Consider the following 17,349-nt stretch of genomic DNA (forward strand, 5'->3'; position numbering starts at 1 on the left):
CCGCGCCGGCGAGGTCTCCACTCGTTCCCAACTGCGGGAAGACATCAACGCCGTGTTTGCCACCGGTTTTTTTGCCGATGTGCGGGCGGTGCCTTCCGATACGCCTCTGGGGGTGCGAGTCACCTTTGAAGTCAAGCCCAACCCCACCCTCAAAGCCGTGCGCACGGAAGGGGCAAAAGTTTTGGATCCGGAGGTGCTCCAGAAGGCCTTTGCCGACCAGGAAGGGCGGGTGCTCAACTTTGGCAAGTTGCAAGCGGCGGTGGCCGAGATTGAGCAGTGGTATGCCGACAAGGGCTACGTGCTGGCCAAAGTGACAGATGTGCGCTCCTCCGAAGATGGCACTCTCACCCTGGAAATTGCCGAAGGGGAGATCGAGGATATTCGCGTGCAGGGCAACACCAAAACCCGCGACTTCATCATCACCCGCGAGCTGAAGTCCAAGCCGGGGGATGTGTTCAACCGCAACCAAATCCAGGAAGACCTGCAGGCGGTTTTCAACCTCAACCTCTTTCAGGATGTAAATGTGGGGCTCAACCCCGGCCAGGATCCCGACAAGGTGGTGGTGGTGGTGAACGTGGAAGAGCGCCGCACCGGCACCTTGAGCGGCACCATCGGCGTCAGCTCGGCCACAGGGGTCTTTGCTGGCCTCAGCGTCTCGGAAGAAAACTTGGGCGGCAACAACCAGAGCGCCAGCTTCAATGTGCAGTTGGGCACCAACGAAACTCTGTTTGATTTGAACTTCACCGACCCGCGCATTGCCACGCTGGAGATCCCCACCTCCTACAACGTCAATATCTCCAACCAGCAGAGCTCCAGCTTTGTTTTCAACGAGGGATTGACCTTGCCCAACGGGGATCCCGTGCGCATCAACCGGCTGGGCGGCAGCGTCACCTTCTCGCGTCCCATTGGGGGCAATTGGCGGGCCAGCTTGGGCACCCGCATCCAATTTGTGGAAGCCCGCAACAGCAACGGCGAGCAGGAGCGCTTTGATGTGCTGGGCAACCCGATTACCTTCAGCGCCAGCGGCCAAGACAGCTACACCACCCTGCGGCTCGGCCTCGTCAACGACAGCCGCGACAACCCCAACAGCCCCAGCCAGGGATCCGTCTTTCGCATCTCCAGCGAACAGTCGGTACGTCTATTCGAGAATGGCCTCAACGCCAACCGCCTCGAGACCAGCTACAGCCAGTTCATTCCCGTCAAGCTGTTCGAGACCCGCAGCGAACGACCGCAGGTGCTGGCCTTTGACGTGCGGGCGGGCACCACGATTGGCGACTTGGCTCCCTACGACGCTTTCCCCATCGGCGGGGGCAGCTCGGTGCGGGGATTTTTTGAGGGTGGCGTCGGCTCCGGTCGCAGCTTTGCCACGGCGACGGCGGAGTTGCGTTTTCCCCTTTTCGACCCGGTGGGGGCAGTGGTCTTCGCCGACTACGGCACCGATCTGGGCAGCGGCGCGGCGGTCATCGGCAATCCTGCGGCGGTGCGCAACAAGCCGGGCAGCGGTTTGGGGCTGGGGGCCGGTATCCGCATCCAATCTCCCTTGGGGCCGCTGCGCATCGACTACGCAATCGGGCAAGGGGAGGCCGGCCAGGCCCAACTGCACTTTGGCATTGGCGAGAAGTTCTAGCTTGGCGGTGGATCTGCTGCCGGCTTGCTATGGTGGGAGCAAGTGCTCGTGAGGGAAGCAACCGATGAAACGGCAACTTGGCCAATCGTTCCGCGGCGGATCTTGGGTACTCTTGCTCTGCGTCAGCCTAGCCCTGGCAGGGTGTGGGCCGTTGGCACGGCTGGGCATCGGCACAACTCCCATCGCCCAGATCGAACAAAATCCTTCTCGCTACACCAATGTGTACGTCCGCGGTCGTGTGGTCAATCAAATAGGCGTGTTTGGCCAGGGCATGTACGAGATCCAGGACAACAGCGGCTCCCTCTGGGTCATCACCAACAAGGGCCTGCCGGCCATGAACAGCACCGTAACCGTGCGTGGCAAGGCCCAAGAGGGCATTGTGCTGGGGGGACGCAGCTTTGGGGTCTCGTTGGTGGAAGCAGAGCGCTTCTAGCCGGCCCCCAAAGCCAGCATGGAGACGCGGCCCGCCAAAGTTTTGGCAATTTGCCGCAGGGCTTGGGCCGAAGCCGACTCGGGCTGGCCGACCACAATCGGCTGACCCGCATCTCCCCCTTGGCGCAGGGCAATCTCCAACGGGATCCGCCCCAGCAGTGGGATCCCCAGCTCGCGGGCCGTAGTTTCTCCGCCGGCTGAGCCGAAGATATCGTACTGGCGATCCGGTAGGTCAGGTGGAATGAAGTAACTCATGTTCTCCACAATGCCGAGAATGGGCACCCCCAACTGGCGAAACATGTTCAAGCCCTTGCGGCTATCCAGCAGGGCCACCGACTGCGGCGTAGTGACGATCACAGCTCCCGCCAGCGGCACCGCCTGCACCAGGGTCAATTGCGCATCCCCGGTGCCGGGGGGCATGTCCACGATGAGATAGTCCAGCTCCCCCCACTGCACCTGGTAGAGGAATTGCCGGATGACGCCGTTGAGCATCGGCCCCCGCCAGATCACCGGCTGATCCCGCCCCACCAAGAGCCCCATCGACACCATCTTGACGCCGTAGTTCTCCAGGGGGAAGATGTCCTCGCCGCCGTCTTCCCGCTTGCGCACCAACAGAGACTGATCCTGCAACCCCAGCATCAGCGGCACATTGGGGCCGTAGATATCGGCATCCAGCAGCCCCACCCGCGCTCCGCTCTGGGCCAGGGCAACCGCCACATTCACCGATACTGAGGTTTTGCCCACCCCCCCCTTGCCGCTGGAGATGGCGATGATGTTGCGCACGCCGGGGACAGACTGGCGATCCGGCAGGGAGGGCGAGCGGGGAGTTTCTGCTGTAACCGTGACCTCGATGGTTTCAACGGGAGCCAGGCGGCGGATGGCAGCCTTGCACTCCTCGACGATGAACTCCCGCAAGGGGCAGGCCGGTGTCGTCAGCACCAGAGTAAAAGCCACCCGCTCCGGCTCGACGCGAATGTCGCGGATCATGTTCAGTTCCACCAGGCTGCGGCGCAGCTCCGGATCTTGAACCGGGCGCAACGCCTCAAGGATGGCGGCAGCATCGAGGGTGGAGGTGGTCATGGCATCAAAAATGAGGTAACGGCTCTATTTTTCACTCTAATCGGTTTTTCTCCAGGGTCCTCGCCCGCTGGCAGGACAGTTGCGAAACTGTCTGCCAACGCTGGCCCTCTGTAGCCGACTGGCCTAGGCTGGCTCTGGTTGGAAGACAAGGCTGTTGGCCGACGGAGGAGGGCAATGGTGCAAGCGCTGATCATGGGAGTCGGTTTGTGGTTGGGACTGACGTTCTTGGCCCAGTTGATCCCTCTGCTGGAAAAGAGAGGCTCCTGCCGCCCCTCAAGCTGGGATGAGCCCACTCCCTCCCGCGAGCTGCAGCCCACCTCGGCCTGGGATCCCTCCTGCCGCTACTTTTCTCACTCGCCCTATCTGCCCTGTGCCGTGAACCCCCTGGGCCCCTGTCGCTGCCCTCATTACGTCGCGCCTCCAACCGCTGGGGAAAAAGAATAAGCTGGAGTCTGTACCCGTGCCGATGTTCCAGGAAAAGGGTGGGTGGAGCCGGGCAAAAGTATGGAAATTCGTCCTGCCACGCCTGAGGATGTGCCCGTTCTGTTTGATCTCATCTGCGCCTTGGCCGAGTACGAGCACCTGAGCCACCTGGTAACGGGATCCGCCGAGCTGCTGCAACAGCATCTGTTTGGCCCCGAAGCCTTTGCCTCGGCCTTGTTGGCAGAAGTGGGGGGGCAAGCGGTGGGGTTTGCCCTCTACTTTCGCAACTTTTCCACCTTCCTCACCCGACCGGGGATCTACCTGGAAGACTTGTTTGTGCTGCCGGGGTTTCGCGGCAGGGGCATTGGCAAGGCGCTCTTGGCGCGGGTGGCCCAGGAGGCAGTGGCCAAAGGATATGGGCGGCTGGAGTGGATGGTTTTGGACTGGAACCAGCCAGCAATTGAGTTCTACCGGCGCCTGGGTGCCAAGCCACATCCGGAGTGGATCCTGCACCGCGTGGTGGGTGCTGAGCTGGAAGCTTTGGCTCGGCTGGCCGAGGATCCCTACCCCTCTTGAGCAAGGGATCCCAGGGATCCCTGCGCGAAAGGGGAGCCTAGACCTCTATACTTAGCGGCTGAGCCGAGGTTGAGCCGAGCATGAGCCCAACGCAAACCGTCACTCCCCAAGGGGCTGAGATCCTCTGCATTGGTACAGAGTTGCTCTTGGGAGAGATCACCAACACCAACGCCCAATACCTGGCAGCCGAGTTGGCCAAGCTGGGGATCCCGCACTACTACCAAACGGTGGTGGGGGACAACGAAGCCCGCATCCACCATGCTTTGGAGGTGGCCTGCAACCGCTCCAGCCTGCTTTTAATTACAGGAGGGCTGGGGCCAACCCCGGATGATCTGACCCACGCGGCACTGGCCTCTTTTTTCGGCGTGGAGATGGTGGAGCACCCGCAGGTTTGGGAGGAGATTCTGCGAAAGTACGGCCAGCGAGGTATGGAGCCCTCGCCCAGTAACCGCAAGCAGGCCTTTTTGCCTCAGGGGGCAACCGTCCTGCCCAACCCCCTGGGCAGCGCCTGTGGCCTCATCTGGCAGCCCCGGCCCGACCTGCACATTCTCACCTTCCCCGGCGTGCCGCGGGAGATGCAGCAGATGTGGCAGGAGACGGCTGTGCCCTATTTGCGCTCCCTGGGCTGGGGCAAGGAAGTGTTTTACAGCCGCGTGTTGCGCTACTGGGGCATTCCTGAATCGACCTTGGCCGAACGGGTGGGATCCCTGCTGGCGGGGGAAAATCCCACCGTGGCTCCCTACGCCAGCCAGGGGGAGGTGCGCCTGCGGGTTACCGGACGCGCCCCCACGCGTGAGGCGGCGGAAGCATTGATTGCCCCGGTGGTGGAGCAGATTTTACAGATTTCCGGGGAAGACTACTTCGGCAGCGACGAGGCCACCTTGGCCAGCGTGGTGGGGGAGTTGCTGCTGCAGCGGCGGCAAACCCTGGCGGTGGCGGAATCCTGCACTGGTGGCCTGCTGGGGCAGTTGGTAACCGGGATCCCGGGCAGCTCCCGCTATTTTGTTGGGGGGATCGTTGCCTACGACAACCGCATCAAGGAGCAGCTCTTGCGGGTGGATCCCGCGGCGCTGCAGCAGCAGGGGGCCGTGAGCGAGCCGGTGGCGGCCCAGATGGCGCTGGGGGCCAAGCAAGTCCTCGGCTCCGACTGGGCCTTGAGCATCACCGGCATTGCCGGGCCAGACGGGGGTACCCCCACCAAGCCGGTTGGCCTTGTGTATCTGGGCTTGGCCGACCCGGAGGGGAAAGTGGAAGTCCACGAGTACCGCTTCGGCAGCCTGCGGGGCCGCGAGGGCGTGCGCTGGTGGAGCGCCCAGACGGCGCTGGATTGCCTGCGGCGGCGCTTGCTCCGCTACCCCCTTTCGGGGGATCCACCTCAGCAAGGCCAGATCCTTGAGTAAGCTGGGGGAGCAGAGAGATCTCGGAGCGGGCTGATGACCCCCGCGGAGGCGGGCAAAGAGGCGCTGCGGCAGGGCCGCTTTCAAGAGGCCATCCAAATGCTGGAGGCCTACTTGGCTCAATCTCGCCAGCAGGGCGGAGCAGCAGCGATCCCGACAGGCTCCTCCGACAGCCAGGCCCTGGAGGCCCAGATGAACCTGGTGCGGGCCTACCATCTGGCGGGCGAGGCGGAGAAGGCGCGGGCGCTTTGTCTAGAACTGCTGCAGCATCCGGATCCCCAGGCGCGGGGCTGGGCCCAAAAAATCCTGCCCCGCCTGCCCCAAACGGTGGAAAAACCCGCTGCTTCCCCGCCCTCCCCAGAACCGGCTCCTGAGGCTCAGCCGCTCTCCAGCCGCCAACGGGCCGCTCAACTGGGCCTGAGGATCCCCCTGCCGGAGCGGGCCGGTTCTCTACGCTGGGCCAAGTGGGGATCCCTGGGGGTGGGCATCCTCTTCCTCTGGGGGTTGAGTTTTGTGCTGGTGGGCAGCCACCTGGATTTTGGGCGGCTGAGTTTTCCGCGGCAGCTTTGGTTTTTGCAAGGGTTGCTGCCCTGGCTGCGCAATGGCCTGCGCTGGTTGGTAGCCGGAAGCCTGGCGGTCAACTTTGGCGTCGGCCTTTTGTTTTTTGCCCCTTGGCTGATGGATCACCTACACCGGCGGCTGCACAAGCTGCGCTGGGCCACCTTGGGGGAAATTGAGCGCCACAGTCCCGAGGCGGCCCGCCTGCTGCAGCGCCTCTGCACCCAAAAACAACTGAAACAACCCCGCCTGGGGGTGATCCCAGAAGGGGGGCCGCTGGCTTTTGTTTACGGCACTTTTCCTGATGGCGGCCGCATCGTGGTCACCCAGGCTCTCTTGCAGCAGCTTGCCCCGGACGAGATTGCCGCTGTCTATGCCCAGGCTCTGGGGCGGATCGTCAACGGCGATATCCTGATCCTGACTCTGCTGGGATCCCCCCTTCAACTGGTTTACTTGGCTCTGGAGCAGGTGAGCCAACTGGGGAACAAACGGCGGGATCTCATCGGCCATGTGGCCCCCCTGCTCTACCTAATCTACACAGTGCTTTCCTACCCGCTGTTTTTCCTCTCTCGCCTGGGCACCTCCCACGCCGATCACTTCGCGGTGGAGGCCACGGGCAACCCCAACGGGCTGGTGGCCGCTCTGCTCAAGTCGGCTGCCGGCCTGCAGGAGGCCCACAAAAACGACCGCCGCCCATCTTCGCTGCTGCACTGCACCCGACTGTTCAGCTTCTTGGACTTCAAAACCACCGCCGCTGCCAGTGCCGCCGTCCGCCTGCGGGATCCCGCCCAAGCTGGCCAAGTCTTTCTCTGGGATCAGCTCAACCCCTGGGCCCGCTGGATGCAGGTCAACTCCAGCCATCCGTTGCCGGGGCACCGCTTCCAGGTTTTGGCGGAGTATGCGCAACGGCTGCGCCTGCTGCCGGAGTTGCGCCTGGGATCTGGATCCAAGTTGGATGGGGTTCGTCTGCAAAGCCGCTTCTGGCTGGATCTGGCCATCTACGCTGCCGAAGTGGTCGGGATCCTCGTCGGTTGGCTGGTGGGGCTGATCCTCTACCTGCTGCTGCAAGATCGCCTCGATCCCAAAGTCATTGCTGCGGTAGCGGTGGTGGGCTGTGGCCTAGGCCTGGGATCCAAGGCGGTGTTGATGTACCGCGGATCCCTGTCGCCCCAGACAACTGATGTACTCCACTTGCTGGCTGACCCCGAGGCGGATCCCTGCCGCAGTCAGCCAGTGGAGCTGGAAGGGGAGCTGCTGGGCTTGGGACAAGCCGGCTATCAACTGGGGGCAGAGCTAAAGCTACAGGATGCCACCGGGCTGATCCCGCTGCGCTTTACCTCTCCCCTGGGGCCGGTGGGCAATGTCTTTTCCGGCCTAAAGCAGCTTCGTGCCCTCATGGGCCGGCGGGTCAAGGGGGGGGGCTGGTTCCGCCGCGGCAACACCGCCTGGGTGGATCTGGCCTATGTCCAGGCGGGATCCAAGCAGCTCCACAGCCGCCCCCGCCTGTGGCTGGCTTTGTTGGGCTTGGGAGTTGTCCTGCTGGGGATTTGGGGGGTCTTTTACTTCCCCAACCTGCACTTCTACCTGCGACGGTGGTAGGGCCGACCGCTAGCGACGAGAAGCCGTCAACTGTGCCTTGCGCAAGCGCACCGACTTCGGCGTGATCTCCACCAGCTCGTCCTCACCGATGTATTCCAACGCTCGCTCCAGGTTCATCTCCACCGGCGCCTGCAAATGCACCAGCTCTTCCCCGCTGGCAGCCCGGTGGTTGGTCAGTTGCTTGGTTTTGCAGACGTTCAACTCCAAGTCCTGTGGACGGTTGTGCTCGCCCACGATCATGCCCTTGTAGACGCGGGTACCTGGCGTAATGAAGAACACCCCCCGATCTTCTGCATTTTTCAGGGCATAGGTGGTGGCTACCCCCTCTTCAAAGGCAATCAGCACGCCGTTGCGGCGCATTTCCATTTCAGAGGTCAGGGGGCGATACTCCAAAAAGCTGTGGCTCATGATTCCCTCGCCGCGGGTGATGCGGACGAACTCGCTGCGGAAGCCGATCAGCCCTCGGGCCGGGATGACGAATTCCAACTGAGCCCGTCCGTCCGCGCCTACTATCATGTTCTGCATCTCCCCCCGCCGCTGCCCCAGCCGTTCAATGCAGGCGCCCACCGTCGATTCCGGCACATCCAGCACCAAACACTCATAGGGCTCGTAGGGCTGGCCGTTAACCTCGCGGAAGATCACCTTCGGCTGCCCCACTTGAAACTCGTAGCCCTCCCGCCGCATGGTCTCCAGCAAAATGCCCAGGTGCAGCTCGCCCCGCCCCGACACCAAAAAGCGATCGGGGGAATCTGTCTCTTCTACCCGCAGCGCTACGTTGGTTTCTAGCTCTCGCAGCAGGCGCTCCCGCAATTGCCGCGAAGTAACAAAGGTGCCCTCTTGGCCGGCAAAGGGAGAGTCGTTGACGCAGATCATCACCTGCAGCGTTGGCTCGTCCACCTTAATGAGCGGCAGGGCCTGCGGGTTTTCGGGAGAAGTGAGGGTGTGGCCGATGTTGGCCTCGGCAAACCCCGCCACGGCGACGATGTGGCCGGCAGTAGCCTCGGTGAGCTCGATGCGCTGCAGGCCCTGGAAGCCAAAGAGCTTGGTTACCTTGCCCTTGCCAATCGACCCATCTTCTTTGACCACCGCCAACTGATCCCCAAGGCGAATGGTGCCGTTGTGGATCTTGCCGATCACGATCCGGCCCAGGTATTCCGAGTACTCCAGCGTGGTGACCTGCAGTTGCAGCGGCTTGGCCGGATCCCCAATCGGCGGCGGGACATACTTGAGGATGGCTTCAAAGAGGGGCTTCATGTCCAGCGGGCCGCTGTACCTCCCTTCCAAAAAGGCTTTTAGGTCAGCTTCTTCCAGGGCAAAGCCCTGCAGACCCGAGGCAAATAGGTAAGGGAAATCACACTGGTCTTCGTCGGCTCCCAGCTCCAGAAAGAGATCCAGAACCTTGTCGACAACTTTGTAGGGCTCGGCGCGGGGACGGTCGATTTTGTTGACCACCACGAGCGGACGCAGGCCCTTTTCCAGCGCCTTGCGCAGCACAAAGCGGGTTTGCGGCATCGGGCCTTCGTTGGCGTCCACAACCAACAGACAGCCCTCCACCATGCCCAGCACCCGCTCTACCTCCCCGCCAAAGTCGGCGTGGCCGGGGGTATCGACGATGTTAATCAGGGTTTCGCCGTAGCGGACGGCTGTGTTTTTGGCCAGGATGGTGATGCCCCGCTCCCGCTCCAGCGTGTTGCAGTCCAGCACGCAGGCGGGAATGTCCTCTCCCTCCCGAAAGGTGCCCGCCTGGCGCAACAGGGCGTCCACAAGGGTGGTTTTGCCGTGGTCAACGTGGGCGATGATGGCGACGTTGCGGATGGGGAGTGACATAAAAAATCATCAACTCATAAAGTAGCGCCCTACAGGCGAGCTTGCCCTAGGGCTGCTTCTATAACTGTAGCGCAAAGAAGCGTTACATTAAGAGATAGGGAAGCAACAGAGCGAACTCCCCCACCAACGCCGACCGATCCTCCTCAGGGGATCCTGTCAACTGCGCCGGCAACCGGTCTAGGTCACCTACATATCCGCGCCGCGCAGGTAGAGCAGCAGGATAACCGCCGGCCCTGCCAGGACGATCAAGGCCAACAGCGCCAACTGCACGAACACTTCGTACTCTCCAAACATACCCCCAACTCCGAGAGCTTACGTTTTGGATCCTAAGGGCAGCCCTTCCCCTGAGATGAGAGAGCTGTTACAATTCTTTAATACCTGACACTGCCCAGGGATCCCTAGCGTTCCTGCTGCGCCTGAAACGGCAGGGGATCGAGGTTAAACAGCTCCTGCAGGATTTGCATAGCCCTGCGCCGCGCCTCGATGTCCCGTTTGGCCCGCAGTTGCACCATGGGGTCGTGCAGGATCTTGTTGACGATGCCGCGGGTGAGGGCGTCGATTACCTCCAGGTGCTTTTCGGCAAAGTCTTTGCCCAGGCGGGAGAGGGCTTTCTCCATTTCCTGCTCCCGGATAGACTCCACCTTGTGGCGCAGGCTGGAAATGGTGGGCACCGTCTCTAGGGAACGCCACCACTCCATAAACTGCTCTACCTCTTCTTCTATCAACGCTTCGGCATCCAGGGCCAGCTTTTGCCGCTGGGCGCGGTTTTCTTCCACGATGCGGGAGAGGTGATCCACGTTGAACACCTGTACCCCTCTTAGCTTTTCCACCTCGGGATCAATGTTGCGGGGCACCGAGATATCCACCAACAGCAGCGGCTGATTCGGCTGCAGCACCCCCGCCAGTTGCTCGTAGGTGAGGATGGGCTGGGTGGCGCCGGTGCTGGTGAAGACCAGGTTGGACTCGGCCACACTGCTCAACAGCGCCTCCCAGGGCAACACCTGGATCGGCTGCTCAAACTGTTTGGCCAGAGCTTCCGCCCGCTCCAAGGAGCGGTTGACCACCGTAATATCCACCGCCCCTTTGGCCAGGAGGTGCTGCACCAACAGGCGGGCCATTCTCCCCGCCCCCACCACGGTCACCTTGCCCTGGGAAAGGGATCCCTGCTCCTGCAACGCCAACTCCACCGCTGCCGAGCTGATGGACATGGCGCCGGTGCCGATCCCCGTCTCGGTGCGGACGCGCTTGCCGGCGGTGATGGCCGCCTTGAAGAGGCGGTTGAGGATGCGATCCATGCCGTTGCAGGCTTGACCCAGTTGCTGCGCTTTTTTCACTTGCGACAGGATCTGCCCCTCTCCCAACACCAAGCTCTCCAGCCCGGCGGCCACCCGCATCAGGTGCGTCACTGCATCCTGGTAGAGCAGCGTAAACAGGTGCGGGCGCAGTTGGGGCAGCGGGATCCCTTTTGCCTCCGCCAAAAACTGCATCGTCTGCCGGACACCACTTTCCATTTCTGGGGTGACGATGTAAACCTCCAGCCGGTTACAGGTGCTGAGGATCGCCGCTTCCTCAATGTGGGGGTGGGCACGGAGCTGCTGGATCCTCTCTCCCACTTCGGCCTCGGAAATGCTGAGGCGCTCCCGGATCTCCACAGGAGCTGTGCGATGGCTAAGACCGACAACCGCGATAAACATGCCTCTCCGTCGTTTGTGCAGCAACAGTTATTAAAAGCAAAATCTCTGAACAAAAGCAAATCCTCCCTTTTCGGGAAGGCTAAGCTGAGACCGGTGTCAAGGCAGTTCCTTGTCTCGGTTCCAGCAAGCTTAGGTAACTTTTCTCAGCCTACCTAAACCCTAAGACCAGTATCGAACCGGTTTCGCAGGGTTTTGCTGAAGAGTTATTACGTTTTCTCGGGTTGCAACTTGATAGATTTTTTAACGTTCGACCAACGAGAAGGGCGACCTTCGCCAAGGGAAAGTCGCCCTCATCTCCCAGGCAGGGGATCCTTTAGCGCAGTTGCAGGCTGCGGGGCTGTTGGCCGTCTTTCATGTGGATGGTATCCACGAAGCGCACTGTGCGGGACTGGCTGGAGATCACCAAGGTCTCGGTGCGGGCCCCACCGCCGAAGAAGCGCACCCCGCGCATCAGGTCGCCATCGGTAATCCCGGTGGCGGCAAAGAGTACTTCCTTGCCGCTGGCCAGCTCTTCGCATTCCCACACCTTGTCGGGATCCTCAATGCCCTGTTCTTTCAGTTGCCGTCGTGTCTCTTCCACTGGTGGCAGGTAGGTGCCCGCCTGCACCACCTCGGGGTCGTAGATTAGACGCCCCTGGAAGTGGGCGCCCAAGCAGCGCAGCGCCGCTGCTGAGATCACCCCTTCAGGAGCCGCCCCGATTCCCATGAGAGCATGAATGCCGGTGCCGTTGAAGCCTGCCGAGAGGGCCGCCGAGATGTCGCCGTCGGTAATCAGCTTCACCCGCGCCCCTGCCTCCCGGATTTGGCGGATGAGATCGACGTGGCGCTTGCGATCCATCACCACTACCGTTAGATCTGAGACCTCCCGATCCAGGCTTTCGGCGATGATCCGAAGATTCTTTTCCGGCGGATAGTCGAGATGTACCTTGCCCTTAGCCTGAGGAGGAGCCGCCAGCTTCTGCATGTAGATGTCCGGCGCGTGCAGCAGGCCGCCTTTCTCGGAGATGGCCAGCACCGCCATGGAGCCATTTTGGCCCTTGGCCACCAGGTTGGTACCCTCGCAGGGATCCACGGCAATATCAATTTCCACCAGCTCTTCCACGCGGCAGAACTGCTCGGCGTCCGGACGGGTACAGATGCCCACCTCTTCCCCGATGTAGAGCATGGGGGCCTCATCGCGGGTTCCCTCCCCAATGACGATGCGGCCACGCATGGGGATCTGGTTCAGTTTCTCCCGCATGGCCTCGACGGCCACCTGATCGGCAGTCTTGTTGTCGCCTTTGCCCATCCAGCGGGCCGCGGCGATGGCAGCCTGCTCCACCACTTCGATGATCTCTAGCCCCAACTTGTTGTCCACGGCGTGCCCCCTTGGTACTGATGAAGGCCAACTTAAGGATATCTTCAGACTCTTCCCCTCAGTTTACCAGGCGGGCTTCTTCTCGGGATCCCCTTCCCTAAGCTTTCATAAGCTGAGAAAACAAATCGCCCAAAGTCAAGCAGAAAGAGCGATCCCCGTCTTGCTCGTTGGCTATTGTCGGCTGGGGATCAAGGGTGATAGCCTGTCTTAAAGCCAATAAGTTTTTCTTAAGGCGATTAAAAAAACGCAATGAAAAGATACGTTTTCGTCAACCGTTCTCAGCAGGTTCAGGTCATCCGAACAATTCCCGGCCACTGGGAGCGCACCCTCTTCCCCGGCCAGTATGCCATTTTCGAGGCAGAGCCGGACGACTACCTGGAGGTTTATAGCTGCTGCTGTTCTACCACCCTTTTGGAAGAGCGCCACCCCTGCCACTCGCTCTTGGATTCTTCGCTGCCGGAGGCCGAATCCCACTCCTGGCTGCCTCCCCACCTGGGCAGCTTGGCGGATGCGGTGAACGGCTAGATCAGCTTGGGGATCCCAGATCCTGAGGCCGATCCCCAATTCTGGGCAGCTTGGCAGAAGGAGCATCGGGGGGACGGGTCAGGCAACTGCCCCGTGCGGCGTCGCGGAAGGTGTCGATGCCTTCTATGCAATTTTGAAAGCCGCAATAGGGGCAATAGAGGCGATCCCCTGGCTGGGGCTCCACGTCCGCTTGGCTCCACCACCGCCGGCAGCGGTCACAACAGAAGTGGTAGAGGAACTCTAGCGCCACCCTCATGGCAAACGACTCCCTGACCTGGCAGAGCCCAGCGACGAGAAAGAAAGGGGAGCCCAGGGCTCCAGTCTGGCCGACTGGTAAGCCAAAGTCATTATGAGTATGGTATGTTAGGCTTGGTTTACATTTGTACTTTACCGTAAGGAGCGTCGACTGATGTCTCAGGAAGGATGTCTGCGGGTGGGGCAGCCCGCTCCCGATTTTTCGGCCACTGCCGTCTACGACATGGAATTCAAGACGGTCAGGCTCTCCGACTACAGGGGCAAGAAGTATGTGGTGCTGTTCTTCTACCCCCTGGACTTCACCTTCGTCTGCCCGACGGAGATCACAGCTTTCAGCGATCGCTACGACGAGTTTGCCAAGTTGGATACGGAGATCCTCGGCGTCTCGGTGGATAGCGAATACTCTCACCTGGCCTGGATTCAAACCGACCGCAAAGCCGGCGGGGTGGGCGAGCTGAGGTATCCGCTGGTCTCCGACCTCAAGAAAGAGATCAGCGCCGCCTACAATGTTCTGGATCCGGCGGCAGGTGTGGCTTTGCGCGGCCTGTTCATCATCGACAAAGAAGGGATCATCCAGCATGCCACCATCAACAACCTGGCCTTTGGCCGCAGCGTGGATGAAACCTTGCGCACCCTGCAGGCTATCCAGTACGTGCAAGCTCACCCCGATGAAGTTTGCCCGGCCAACTGGCAGCCCGGCCAGAGAACGATGAACCCCGACCCGGTGAAATCCAAGGAGTTCTTCGCGGCAATTGCCAAGTAGGCTTGCCCAGGGCCTGTCAGGGTGCAGGTACAGCTCCAGCTTTGCTGGAGCTTTTTTGGCCAAAGGCAGCCCGACAAAAGATCCGACTCTTCCCAACATGACCTTCCGCCTCCTCTCTTCCTCGGAGAGAGGGGCGGGGGGTGAGGGCTAACAGCGCTGAACCCTTTCAAACCGGTTGCCGGTGGAAAAGATCCCCTGAACTAGCCAGGGGATCCAACAAGGCAGAAAGACAAAGGTCGCCGGAATTAGTCCCAGGGCTTCCCGTTGGTGAATTTGTAGGTAACTGGCTCTTTGTTCTTGCCGATGTTGTGATCCACCTTGCCGATAGGCTGGCGGCCCTCATTGACCTTCTCGGGAAAGACACCATCTTTGGGATGCACCAGTTCTGGCTGTCCACCCGCCGGGATGCGGAAGATCTGGTAGTCCTTGATCTTGAACTCGGAGATCAACTGGGCGCCGAGAGCCAAGCACTGCTCTTTGCGGGCGAAGGTGAGATAGTTTTTGCCCTCCACCATCTCGGCAGCGCCGCCGGTGGGCATTTCAAACACTTGCCCCGGCTTGCCTGTCCAGGTGATCACGTATTTTTCCTCGGTTTCGGCTGCGCTCAACAGCCCTCCGGTGGATCCCCCGAATAGGGGCAACTTTGCCCCCTGACGGGGATCGCCTTCCATCACAGCCATAGCCTACCTTCTCGCTCGTTTTCGTTTGCGTTGTTAGGCCGCGCTTGGAGTTGCGGCGCGGAGCACTTTGAATCTACCATCGACCCGATTTTTGACCCCAGGCTAGGTCAGGAACTGTAATTTTTCGTAGCAGATCCAGCGCGGCCAGATCTCGGTCCATCCTGTGAGCCACCATAGAAGCAGTCCAGAGACCCCCCTATCTTCGGAACAGGAACGACGCCCATGGCCCAGTGGTCCCTCCATCCCAGTTCCCAGGCCAACGCCAGGGTGGTTCTCATTCCCACTGCCTTTGGCCCAGATACGCAGGCGCCAATGGCCATCCTCAACGCCGGTGCTGAGCTGTGTGCTTTTGAGCCGCGGTTGGGGATCAATGTGGACGAGATAGCAGTGGCGCAGTTGCCGGGGCTGGTGGATGAGCCGCCCTACGGCATGTGTGAGGCGGCGGTTATTCAGGCTTGGCGACGGCAACAGTGGCCGGTGCTGCTGCCCTCGGTGTTGGCTGCCAGTTGGGGGGCCATTCGTGCCCTTTGGAAGCACTACCTCGCCCTAAGTGTGGTGCATTGCAGTGCCCATGCCAACCTGATGCCGCCCGCGGAGATGACCCAGCCGGATCAAGATGGGGGCTACGGCAACGCCGCCTGGGTGGAGTTGCTCTACCAGCATAGGCTGCCGGTGGTGCATGTGGGGCTGCGCAGCGGCAGTGCCCGCGCCTACGCCTGGCTCAAAAAACACTCCAGCCCGATCTTCTGGGCCCAGGATGGCTGGGATCCGCAGCAGGTGGTGGAGGCTTTGCCGGAGCAGCCGGTGTTTTTGGTGGTGGACTGCAGTGTGCTGGATCCTTCTTTGGTACCGGCGGTGCACCACCCGGAACCGGGGGGGCTGAGTTGGTTTCAACTGTTGCAGACCTGTGAGGCTATCTTCGCCGCCCGCCCTGTGATAGGCCTTTCTCTGGGGGGAGTGGCGGTGGGATCCGCAACGCGGCCAACTGCCCGCGTGGTGGCCCGACTGCTGAATTGGCTGCTGGCCCTGGCGCTGGTTGATCTGGATACGTTTTTGCTGCCGGAGGAGCTCACCCGCTCCGGCTTGGTGGCGGGGCTGGTGGCCCGCTTGGCGCTGCCCTGGCTGGAAGGGTCGGGATCCCTGGCGGCCATGGGCCTGTCGCTGGTGGCCGGGATCGCGGGGGCCGTGTTGGGCATTTGGTTGCTGGAGGGCATTGGCTTTGTTGCCCGCTGGGTTTTGCAGCGAGAGGCCATGGGCGGAGGAGATGGCAAGCTGCTGGCTCTAATCGGCATGTGGCTGGGCTGGCAAGGGGTGGTGGTGGCCCTCATCTTGGGCTCTGGGTTGGGTTTGCTGGGCAGCCTGCTGGCCATGGCCAAAGGAAAGGCCCGCCTGGGCAAACCCATCCCCTTCGGCCCCTACTTGGCTCTGGGCGGTGCCGTGGCCGCTCTGGCGGGATCCCCCCTGATGGAAGCCTACCTGCACTGGTCGGGGTTGCTGGGGTAGAACTCCCTCACCCCTCTTCCAGTGGCAACGGCGCCAACGATCGGCAGGGATCCCCTTTGGCCCCTATTCCACCCCCTCGATCCGGTCTTCCACTTCTTGGTACAGCTCCTGCAGGCGCTCGATATTGGCCTGAGAAGTCTGCCAGTAGCCACGCCCGTGCACCTCCAGCAGGGTGCCGACGATACGCCGGAAGGAGTGGGGGTTGAGGTTCATCAGCCGCTGCCGCATCGCCTCGTCCTTGATGAAGGTCTCGTTGGTTTCCTCGTAGATCCAGTTGTCCACTGCGCCCGCCGTGGCCGACCAGCCGGAGGTGTTCACCAGCCGCTTGGCGATCTCCCGCACCCCTTCGTAGCCGTGCTTGAGCATGCCCTCGTACCACTTGGGGTTGAGCAGCTTGGTGCGAGCATCAAGGCGGATCGTCTCACTCAGGGTGCGGATCTGGGCGTTGGGCGTGGTGGTATCCGCCATGTAGGCCGAGGGGGCCTTGCCGTCCGGGCGCAGGCTCTGCACCAGCTTAGTGGGATCCGCATCGAAGTAGTGGCTGACATCCGTCAGGCTAATCTCCGACGAATCCAGGTTTTGGAAGGTCACGTCCACCGTCTTTAGGCTGGCCTCAAAAAGCTGCCGCATCTGCTGGTTGGGCAGATTGGAGCCAAAGGCAAAGGACTTGCGGGATAGATACATCTCCCGCAGCTCGCTCTCGTCTTCCCAGGAGCTGTTTTCTACCGCCAGGCTAATGTTGGCCGAGTAGGAGCCGGAGGCGTTGGAAAAGACCCGCGTTGCCGCCTGCTCCAGCGTCAGCCCCAACTCCTTGGCCTGCTGGAGGGCGTGCTTGCGCACAAAGTTCAGCTCCAGCGGCTCATCGGCCAGGGCCGCCAGCTTCACCGCCCGGTCGAGGAGAGCCATTTGGTTGACAAAGAGATCCCGGAACACGCCGGAGCAGTTCACCACCACGTCGATGCGGGGCCGCCCCAGCTCCTCCAAGGGGATGAGCTCCACTTTGTTCACCCGCCCCAGAGCATCCGGCTTGGGACGCACTCCCAGAAGGCAGAG

The 17,349-nt window shown here is 61.6% G+C and carries 17 protein-coding genes; 9 read left to right on the forward strand and 8 right to left on the reverse strand.

The features are described from left to right. Positions 1-1,627 (forward strand): BamA/TamA family outer membrane protein (locus NW835_RS01065; RefSeq protein WP_414414293.1); only part of this gene is annotated, 1,627 nt, incomplete at its 5' end. A 64-nt stretch (positions 1,628-1,691) separates the two neighbouring features. Beyond that, positions 1,692-2,060, forward strand: coding sequence for a hypothetical protein (locus tag NW835_RS01070; protein WP_414366725.1), 369 nt, complete (start codon positions 1,692-1,694; stop codon positions 2,058-2,060). Here the strand turns inward: NW835_RS01070 and NW835_RS01075 are convergent. After that, positions 2,057-3,139 carry an Mrp/NBP35 family ATP-binding protein gene (locus NW835_RS01075; protein ID WP_414366727.1) on the reverse strand — a complete coding sequence of 361 codons (1,083 nt, stop codon included), beginning with the start codon at positions 3,137-3,139 and terminating at the stop codon, positions 2,057-2,059. The two genes, NW835_RS01070 and NW835_RS01075, sit on opposite strands and share 4 nt — an antisense overlap. A 174-nt stretch (positions 3,140-3,313) precedes the next feature. Here NW835_RS01075 and NW835_RS01080 point away from each other — a divergent pair, with 174 nt between their 5' ends. The 4 genes from NW835_RS01080 (at position 3,314) to NW835_RS01095 (ending at position 7,692) form a co-directional block, all read left to right on the forward strand. Beyond that, entirely contained in the window at positions 3,314-3,583 is a 270-nt protein-coding gene (locus NW835_RS01080; RefSeq protein WP_414414294.1) for a DUF6464 family protein, read from the forward strand. A gap of 60 nt (positions 3,584-3,643) precedes the next feature. After that, a complete protein-coding gene (locus NW835_RS01085) occupies positions 3,644-4,138 on the forward strand; it encodes an N-acetyltransferase family protein (RefSeq protein ID WP_414398644.1) in 495 nt (164 codons plus the stop codon). Positions 4,139-4,218: 80 nt separating this feature from the next. Beyond that, positions 4,219-5,538 (forward strand): competence/damage-inducible protein A, encoded by a 1,320-nt coding sequence (locus tag NW835_RS01090; protein ID WP_414414295.1) that lies wholly within the window; start codon positions 4,219-4,221, stop codon positions 5,536-5,538. 33 nt (positions 5,539-5,571) lie between these two features. Further along, positions 5,572-7,692, forward strand: coding sequence for a M48 family metalloprotease (locus tag NW835_RS01095; protein ID WP_414414296.1), 2,121 nt, complete (start codon positions 5,572-5,574; stop codon positions 7,690-7,692). A 9-nt stretch (positions 7,693-7,701) separates the two neighbouring features. On the opposite strand, the gene typA is transcribed toward NW835_RS01095, so the two are convergent. The 4 genes from typA to glpX form a co-directional block, all read right to left on the reverse strand. Beyond that, positions 7,702-9,519: a translational GTPase TypA gene (gene typA / locus NW835_RS01100; protein WP_414414297.1), complete on the reverse strand. Its 1,818-nt coding sequence runs from the start codon at positions 9,517-9,519 to the stop codon at positions 7,702-7,704. Positions 9,520-9,705: 186 nt separating this feature from the next. Continuing rightward, positions 9,706-9,813 carry a photosystem II reaction center protein Ycf12/Psb30 gene (gene psb30, locus NW835_RS01105; protein WP_414363921.1) on the reverse strand — a complete coding sequence of 36 codons (108 nt, stop codon included), beginning with the start codon at positions 9,811-9,813 and terminating at the stop codon, positions 9,706-9,708. 104 nt (positions 9,814-9,917) lie between these two features. Further along, positions 9,918-11,213, reverse strand: a complete 1,296-nt coding sequence (locus NW835_RS01110) for a glutamyl-tRNA reductase (RefSeq protein WP_414372242.1) — start codon at positions 11,211-11,213, stop codon at positions 9,918-9,920. Positions 11,214-11,526: 313 nt separating this feature from the next. Further along, positions 11,527-12,570, reverse strand: coding sequence for a class II fructose-bisphosphatase (gene glpX, locus NW835_RS01115; RefSeq protein ID WP_414376826.1), 1,044 nt, complete (start codon positions 12,568-12,570; stop codon positions 11,527-11,529). 249 nt (positions 12,571-12,819) lie between these two features. Here glpX and NW835_RS01120 point away from each other — a divergent pair, with 249 nt between their 5' ends. Continuing rightward, complete coding sequence (locus NW835_RS01120) at positions 12,820-13,095, forward strand: DUF1830 domain-containing protein (RefSeq protein ID WP_414363923.1); 276 nt, start codon at positions 12,820-12,822, stop codon at positions 13,093-13,095. Between the two features lies 1 nt (position 13,096). Here the strand turns inward: NW835_RS01120 and NW835_RS01125 are convergent, their stop codons facing one another. Next, positions 13,097-13,351 (reverse strand): hypothetical protein, encoded by a 255-nt coding sequence (locus NW835_RS01125; protein WP_414376824.1) that lies wholly within the window; start codon positions 13,349-13,351, stop codon positions 13,097-13,099. 153 nt (positions 13,352-13,504) lie between these two features. Here NW835_RS01125 and NW835_RS01130 point away from each other — a divergent pair, with 153 nt between their 5' ends. Further along, on the forward strand, positions 13,505-14,113 hold the full coding sequence (locus NW835_RS01130; RefSeq protein ID WP_414363926.1) for a peroxiredoxin: 609 nt from the start codon (positions 13,505-13,507) through the stop codon (positions 14,111-14,113). Positions 14,114-14,358: 245 nt separating this feature from the next. Here NW835_RS01130 and NW835_RS01135 read toward each other — a convergent pair whose 3' ends face one another. Beyond that, positions 14,359-14,793, reverse strand: a complete 435-nt coding sequence (locus NW835_RS01135) for a photosystem I reaction center subunit II PsaD (RefSeq protein ID WP_414363927.1) — start codon at positions 14,791-14,793, stop codon at positions 14,359-14,361. Positions 14,794-15,015: 222 nt separating this feature from the next. On the opposite strand from NW835_RS01135, the gene NW835_RS01140 reads away from it, so the two are divergent. Beyond that, positions 15,016-16,296, forward strand: a complete 1,281-nt coding sequence (locus tag NW835_RS01140) for an arginase family protein (RefSeq protein WP_414414298.1) — start codon at positions 15,016-15,018, stop codon at positions 16,294-16,296. A 63-nt stretch (positions 16,297-16,359) separates the two neighbouring features. Here the strand turns inward: NW835_RS01140 and NW835_RS01145 are convergent. After that, positions 16,360-17,349, reverse strand: a 990-nt coding sequence (locus NW835_RS01145; RefSeq protein WP_414414299.1) for a cobaltochelatase subunit CobN, incomplete at its 5' end; no start/stop codon positions are given.

The sequence above is a fragment of the Synechococcus sp. OH2 genome, from assembly GCF_047462155.1.
GTDB lineage: Bacteria > Cyanobacteriota > Cyanobacteriia > Thermostichales > Thermostichaceae > Thermostichus.